Raw genomic sequence first — 6,752 nt, forward strand, 5'->3', positions numbered from 1 at the left:
GGCTTCATGCCATGGATCAAGCAGGACAAGGAGCTGCCGCTGTCGGACGAGGACCGCGAATTGCTGAAGCGGCTCGACGATCCCAAATGGTTCGAGAACCCTGAAACGACCACGCAGCTGCGCGGCGTGATCGAGCCGCTCGCCGCGCATTACTTCCTGAAGGCGCGCACGTCGAAGGGCCGCCTGATCGATTCCGTCGCCCGCTTCCACCTCGGCAACGGCGCCCGCCTCGAGCGCATCAACTGGCTCGGCGACCTCTCGCCCAAGGGCCTGCGGGAATCCGCCGGCGTGATGGTCAACTACCTCTACCGCCTCGACGACATCGAGAAGAACCACGAAGCCTACGCCAACGACGGCGAGGTCGTGGCCTCGAGCGCGGTGAAGAAGTTGCTCAAGGGCGAAGGGCGACGGCTGCTGGATATGCGGTTGTCGTAAGGGACTATGCTCTCTCCTCGTCATTGCGAGGAGCTCAACGACAAAATTGCGTAGCAATTTTGCGCGGATGCGACGAAGCAATCCAGAACTGTGTCCGCGGAAGAACTCTGGATTGCTTCGCTGCGCTCGCAATGACTGAGTATCTGGCGCTGCTGCCGCCTGACCATGGCGCTCCTTCCGGCAATCAGATCAGCGTCTCGTACAAATCCTTCCAATCCGGATTGACGCTCTCGATCAGCGCAAGCTTCCTCGCGCGGCTGCCGCCCTTGATCTGCTTCTCGCGCGTGATCGCATCGGTCATGGTCGCGTGCACTTCGTACCAGACGAGGAGTTTGCAGCCGTACTTCGAGGAGAAACCCTTCACCAGACCTTCGCGATGCTCGAACGCGCGACGTGGCGGGTTCGCGGTGACGCCGACGTAAATCGTCCCGTTACGGCGATTGGCGAACATGTAGACACAGGGTTGCTTCATGATCGTGCTCATGAGTGAGCACGAAGCCTATCACAACCAAGGGATGATTTCGAGCACCGACCGCGAGAAAGGCGATGAAATGCGACTCTCGCTACACCGTCATTGCGAGGAGCTCTTGCGACGAAGCAATCCAGACTGCCGCCGCGGAAAGATTCTGGATTGCTTCGCTACGCTCGCAATGACGGGATCCGTAGCTGCAGCCCGCTCTACTCCGCCAGCGCCTTCATCTCCTTGTAGAGATCTGACTTGCCTTCGAAGCCGATGCCGGGGAGATCCGGCATGGTGATGTGGCCGTTCTCGACGCGGACGCCGTCGGGGAAGCCGCCATAGGGCTGGAACAGATCGGGATAGCTTTCGTTTCCGCCGAGGCCGAGACCGGCGGCGATGTTGAGAGACATCTGGTGGCCGCCGTGCGGGATGCAGCGGCTGGGCGACCAGCCGTGGGTCTTCAGCACTTCCAGCGTGCGCTGGTATTCGCACAGGCCGTAGGACAGCGCGCAGTCGAATTGCAGCCAGTCGCGGTCGGGGCGCATGCCGCCGTAGCGGATGAGGTTGCGGGCGTCCTGGTGGCTGAAGAGGTTTTCGCCCGTCGCCATCGGGCCGGGATAGAATTCGGCGAGCGCGGCCTGCAGCGCATAGTCGAGCGGATCTCCGGCTTCCTCGTACCAGAACAGCGGATAATCGCGCAGCATCTTGGCGTAGGCGATTCCGGTCTCGAGGCTGAAGCGGCCGTTGGCGTCGACGGCGAGTTGCGCGTCCTTGCCGATCTCCTTCAGCACCGCCTCGATGCGGGTACGGTCTTCGTCCATCGGAGCGCCGCCGATCTTCATCTTGACGACATTGTAGCCGCGATCGAGATAGCCGCGCATCTCGGCCCGCAGCATCGCAAGATCCTTGCCGGGATAATAATAGCCGCCGGCGGCGTAGACGAACACGCGCGGATTGGCGGTGAGGCCGTGCCGCTCGGCGAGCAGGCGGAACAGCGGCTTGCCTGCGATTTTCGCCACCGCGTCCCACACCGCCATGTCGATGGTGCCGACCGCGACCGAACGCTCACCATGGCCGCCCGGCTTCTCGTTGGTCATCATCGCAGCCCAGACCTTGTCGGGGTCGAGATTGTCACCGGCGCTATTGAGCAACGACTTCGGATCGGCCTCGGTGATGCGCGCGGCAAAGCGCTCGCGGATCAGGCCGCCCTGCCCATAGCGGCCGTTGGAATTGAAGCCGTAGCCGACCACGCGCTTGCCGTCGCGCACGACGTCGGTGACGACGGCGACGAGGCTGGTCGTCATCTTGGTGAAGTCGATATAGGCGTTGCGGATCGGGGACGAGATCGGCTTGGTGATCTCGCGGACGTCGATGATGCGGACGGACATGGACGGGGCTTTCTCTATCGTCATTGCGAGGAGCGAAGCGACGAAGCAATCCAGACTGTCTCCGCGGAAAGATTCTGGATTGCTTCGCTTCGCTCGCAATGACGAGTGGAGGGAGTGTGCGCTTCTCGGGAGGAGAGAGCGCAGCGCGCTGAGCAGAAACTACTTCTTGTCCCTGAAATACGGCTCCACCGGCCCGTGCACCTTGATGGTCAACGGGTTGCCGTAGCGGTCCTTGGCGTTCCCGGCGGTGACGCGGACCCAGCCTTCGCTGATGCAGTATTCCTCGACATTGGTCTTCTCGACGCCCTTGAAGCGGATGCCGACGTCGCGCGACAGGATGTCCGCGTTGTAATAGGGGCTGTTCGGATCGACCGACAGGCGGTCCGGAAATTCGTCGCTCATTGATGTCTCGCTCATAACAGGGTTTCGATTTGATTGCGCAAACCTTCGGGCCGTGCGGTCGGCGCGTAGCGGGCCACCACGCGGCCGGTGCGATCCACCAGGAATTTGGTGAAATTCCATTTGATGGAGGCACCCAACAGGCCGGATTGCTGGCGCTTCAGGTACTCATACAAGGGATGCGCCTTCGGCCCGTTGACGTCGATCTTCTCGAACAGCGGGAAGGTGACGTCGTAATTCGTCGAGCAGAAGGCCTGGATCTCGCTCGCCTGGCCCGGCTCCTGCGCGCCGAACTGGTTGCAGGGAAAGCCGAGCACGGAGAATCCGCGCGGCGACAGATCGCGATGCAGATCCTCGAGGCCCCGATATTGCGGCGTGAAGCCGCATTTGCTCGCGGTGTTGACGATCAACAGCACCTGCCCTTCGAAGCGGCGCATCTCGACCTCTTCGCCCGCAAGCGAGACGGCCTTGAAGTCGTAGATGACGGACATCGCTAGCCCACGGGATCGATCGGCGACGGCGGCACGCCGCCCGCCTCGATCGCCTCGCCTGCGAGCAGGCACAGATCCTCGCGATAACGGCCCGAGACGATGTGCACGCCGACAGGCGCCTTGCCGACGAGGCCGGTGGAGACCACGAGACCCGGCAGGCCCATGAAGGGAATCGCGATCTGCGGCAGTTGCGCTTCCCAGACGCGCTTGAACGATTCGTCGTCCTTGCGGTCGAGATGATCGGGGAACGGCAGCTCGCCGGACACCGGCGTCAGCAGCACCGCATATGTCTCGAAGAACTGCATCCAGTCACGCGTCAGCGTGGCTCTTCGGGTGAGCGCCTTGGCGTAAGTCGCCTGATCCATCGGCGTGACCCTGGCGCTGATACCGCGCAGGCACGCCAGCGCGCCGGGATCGCCCTCCCGTTCCGCCGCCTCGAGCTGCGCCTCATAGCCGTCGCCGAGCCAGAGCTTGATCTGCCACTCGACCGCTTCGCGCATCGGCGGGGTGTTCTCGATCACATCGACCGTCCAGCCGGCACGCTCGAGCCGCTTGCCGGCATCACTCACCGCAGCCTTCACCTCGGGCGTGGTGGCAAGACCGTCCGGGTTGAGGCAGAGCGCCGCGCGCTTCGCGCGCGCAGGCCCTTGCAGCGGCACCGGTGCGAACCAGGGGTCGCGGATGTCGCGGGCCGCCATCGCTTCGAGCGAGATCCTGAGATCGTTGACCGTGCGCGCCAGCGGGCCCGAGACCGCCATGATCTGCGGACCGATCGGGCGCTCCGGCAGCGCCGGATTGAAGGCGGGGATGCGGCCCAAGGTCGGGCGCAGGCCGTGCACGCCGCAGGCATAGGCGGGGTAGCGGATCGAGCCGGCAATGTCGGTGCCATGGGCGATGTGGCCGATGCCGGCCGCGACCGCCGAGCCGGCACCGCCGGACGAGCCGCCGGGCGTCAGCGAGGCGTCGCGCGGATTCTTGGTGTCGCCATGGACCAGGTTGGTGGTGAACCAGCGATAGGAGAAGGCCGGGCAATTGGTGCGCCCAAGCAGAACCGCACCGGCTTTGCGGAAATTGGCGACGACCGGATTGTCCTCGCGCGCGATCAGATCGCGCTGCAGCTTGAGGCCATTGGTGGTGGCGAAACCTTCCTGGTCGACATTGGCCTTGATGGTGACGGGCACGCCGGCGAGCACGCCGGGATCTTCGCCCCTGGCGATGGCGGCATCGACGGCGTCCGCCTGTTTGAGCACGTCCTCGGGCCGGTGGTCGATCACGGCGTTGAGCCTGGGATTGACGGCATCCAGGCGGTTGAGGCCCGCCTTGGCGGCCTCCCGGGCGGACACTTTCCTTGATTTGACGAGGGTGGCGAGGTCGGCGGCCGACAGGCGCCAGAGATCTTGCATGACGTGCTCCGTGTGACCGGCGTCTTTTAGCGCCGGGAACGGGGCAAAGCCATGCGGATTTCGCAGGGAGGAAGAGCGCCTTTGGCCCCGACTGGTGCCTCATTCTCCGTCATTGCGAGGAGCAAAGCGACGAAGCAATCCAGACTGCTTCCGCGGAGGCAGCCTGGATTGCTTCGCTGCGCTCGCAGTGACGGCAGAGAGCGGACGCCTCTAATGCCGCGTCGCCGACGCGTCCGGTATGTCCAGCAACGCCTCGCTGAAGGGGAACTCCAGCACGATCTCGCCGGCGACGTCGGTGACCTCGATGACGGCCTCGAGCAGGGCCGGCTGGGCGCCCTCGGATTTCACCACCTCCAGGATCATCTGGCGGGCAACCTCCCAGGCGCGATCGGGGTTGCGCAGATCCTCGCCGTCGGGATCCACGATCAGTTCGTCGCCAATACGGGTGTTGAAGAAATATCTGGGCATGCCTGATCCAATGGGGTCGCCTGCAAACGATTGGAAGCCGTTCTATGCTCACAACTGGTTTATCCCGGCAGGGAGCACGACCTATCAACGCTCTTGCGCATGCCATTGGCTCATATTTTTTCAGGCCGCGCTACGCGCGCCTTGCAGTGCAGCAATTCCGCCGGCCTACTACCTATGTCCGGGAAAATTTCACTGGCGAACTTTTCCGCCCGCACTAACTTAGCGCTTGGGCGGATACGTCCGAATTCGCAAAGATGGAGAGCCAAAATGGCCTGGAAAGCCCCGAAGATCGTCGAAGTGCCCTGCGGCATGGAAATCAACATGTATGTGAGCGCCACCCGCAAGTAAGCGGCTGGCGATCTCGCGCTTCTCGCGCCGGTGGATTTTTCGGTCACAACGCGTCTCCGAAAGAAAGAATCTGTGTCGGCAGCTGCGTCGGCCTGAGATCCACCGCGCGTGTTCCTTCCAGGAGACGGATCATGCTTCGCGTCGTCGTCCTGGGTGCCGCAGCCGGCGGCGGAGTTCCCCAGTGGAATTGCGGCTGCGAGGGCTGCCGGGCGGCCCGCGCCAACGGCCACGAGCTTTATCGAACCCAAGCCTCGGTTGCCTTCAGCGGCGACGGCGAGCACTGGTTCCTGATCAACGCCTCCCCTGACCTGCGCCAGCAATTGAATGCCACGCCGCAGCTGCATCCCAAGGCCGGCGCGCTGCGCCATACGCCTGTTGCAGGCGTGATCCTGACCAACAGCGAAGTCGACGCGGTCGCGGGCCTGCTCTCGATGCGCGAGAGCTCGCCCTTCACGGTCTATGCGCATGAGAAAGTGCTGGCGATCCTGGCCAGCAACAGCATCTTCAACGTGCTGAACGAGAAGCACGTCAAGCGCCAGCCGATCGCCATCGGCGACCCCTTCGAGCCGCGACTGCCCGATGGCGCGCGCTCGGGGATCGAGGTGCTGCCGTTCGCAGTGCCCGGCAAATCGGCCTGGTACCTGGAAGGCAAGGTGCATCCCGGCGGCGAGAGCGGCGACGGCGATACGCTCGGCCTGAAGATCACCGACAAGTCATCAGGCAAGTGCTTCTACTTCATCGCCGCCTGCGCCGAGGTGACGGACGCGCTCAAGGCCGAGATCGACGGCGCCGCGCTGGTGTTCTTCGACGGCACGGTCTGGCAGGACGACGAGATGATCCGGGCCGGCCTCGGCCACAAAACCGGCAAGAGCATGGGGCATGTCGCGATGTCGGGCGAGGACGGCGCGATCGCGCGGCTCGCGGACCTCAACATCGACAGGAAGATCTTTCTGCACATCAACAACTCGAACCCGGCGCTGCTGCCAGCCTCGCCTGAACGCAAGAAAGCTGAACACGCGGGATGGCAGATTCCCGCCGACGGAACGGAGATCGTGCTGTGAATGCCGCATCCATGACTGGAATGACCGCGCTCTCGATCGGCAAGGATATCAGGCTCAACTCGGCTGAAGAGCTCGAGGCGACGCTGCGCCACATCGGCGCGACGCGCTATCACAGCCTGCATCCGTTCCATAAGCTGCTGCACGGCGGCAAGCTCAACAAGGGCCAGGTGCAGGCCTGGGCGCTGAACCGCTACTATTACCAGAGCACGATCCCGATCAAGGACGCGGTGGTGATCTCGCGCTTCCGCGACCGCGCCACACGCCTGGAATGGCGCCACCGCATCGAGGACCATGACGGC

At 63.7% G+C, this 6,752-nt stretch carries 10 protein-coding genes; 4 read left to right on the plus strand and 6 right to left on the minus strand.

Features of this window, described 5'->3' with window-relative positions; genetic code table 11:
- The coding region (locus IF809_RS37590; RefSeq protein WP_462840003.1) for a malonyl-CoA decarboxylase domain-containing protein at positions 1–435 on the plus strand (435 nt) is incomplete at its 5' end.
- 184 nt (positions 436–619) lie between these two features.
- On the opposite strand, the gene IF809_RS37595 is transcribed toward IF809_RS37590, so the two are convergent.
- The 6 genes from IF809_RS37595 to IF809_RS37620 all read right to left on the minus strand — a co-directional run bounded on the left by IF809_RS37595 (position 620) and on the right by IF809_RS37620 (position 5,044).
- A complete protein-coding gene (locus tag IF809_RS37595) occupies positions 620–907 on the minus strand; it encodes a GIY-YIG nuclease family protein (protein WP_462840004.1) in 288 nt (95 codons plus the stop codon).
- Between the two features lie 206 nt (positions 908–1,113).
- Positions 1,114–2,283 carry a D(-)-tartrate dehydratase gene (gene tarD, locus IF809_RS37600; protein ID WP_462840005.1) on the minus strand — a complete coding sequence of 390 codons (1,170 nt, stop codon included), beginning with the start codon at positions 2,281–2,283 and terminating at the stop codon, positions 1,114–1,116.
- A gap of 159 nt (positions 2,284–2,442) precedes the next feature.
- Positions 2,443–2,700 carry a DUF3297 family protein gene (locus tag IF809_RS37605; protein ID WP_128964584.1) on the minus strand — a complete coding sequence of 86 codons (258 nt, stop codon included), beginning with the start codon at positions 2,698–2,700 and terminating at the stop codon, positions 2,443–2,445.
- A complete protein-coding gene (locus tag IF809_RS37610) occupies positions 2,697–3,173 on the minus strand; it encodes a glutathione peroxidase (protein WP_462840006.1) in 477 nt (158 codons plus the stop codon). The genes IF809_RS37605 and IF809_RS37610 overlap by 4 nt, the downstream gene beginning before the upstream one ends.
- Positions 3,174–3,175: 2 nt before the next feature.
- Positions 3,176–4,576: an amidase family protein gene (locus IF809_RS37615; protein WP_462840007.1), complete on the minus strand. Its 1,401-nt coding sequence runs from the start codon at positions 4,574–4,576 to the stop codon at positions 3,176–3,178.
- Positions 4,577–4,786: 210 nt separating this feature from the next.
- Positions 4,787–5,044 (minus strand): DUF6894 family protein, encoded by a 258-nt coding sequence (locus tag IF809_RS37620; protein ID WP_128964581.1) that lies wholly within the window; start codon positions 5,042–5,044, stop codon positions 4,787–4,789.
- A 267-nt stretch (positions 5,045–5,311) separates the two neighbouring features.
- Between IF809_RS37620 and pqqA the strand changes: the two genes are divergently transcribed.
- From pqqA to IF809_RS37635, 3 genes are all read left to right on the plus strand, one after another.
- Positions 5,312–5,392, plus strand: a complete 81-nt coding sequence (pqqA, locus tag IF809_RS37625) for a pyrroloquinoline quinone precursor peptide PqqA (protein WP_007595659.1) — start codon at positions 5,312–5,314, stop codon at positions 5,390–5,392.
- A 131-nt stretch (positions 5,393–5,523) separates the two neighbouring features.
- A complete protein-coding gene (pqqB, locus tag IF809_RS37630) occupies positions 5,524–6,453 on the plus strand; it encodes a pyrroloquinoline quinone biosynthesis protein PqqB (protein ID WP_462840008.1) in 930 nt (309 codons plus the stop codon).
- Positions 6,450–6,752, plus strand: a 303-nt coding sequence (locus tag IF809_RS37635) for a thiaminase II/PqqC family protein (protein ID WP_462840009.1), incomplete at its 3' end; no start/stop codon positions are given. The genes pqqB and IF809_RS37635, both read left to right, overlap by 4 nt.

This window comes from Bradyrhizobium sp. UFLA06-24 (assembly GCF_054967145.1).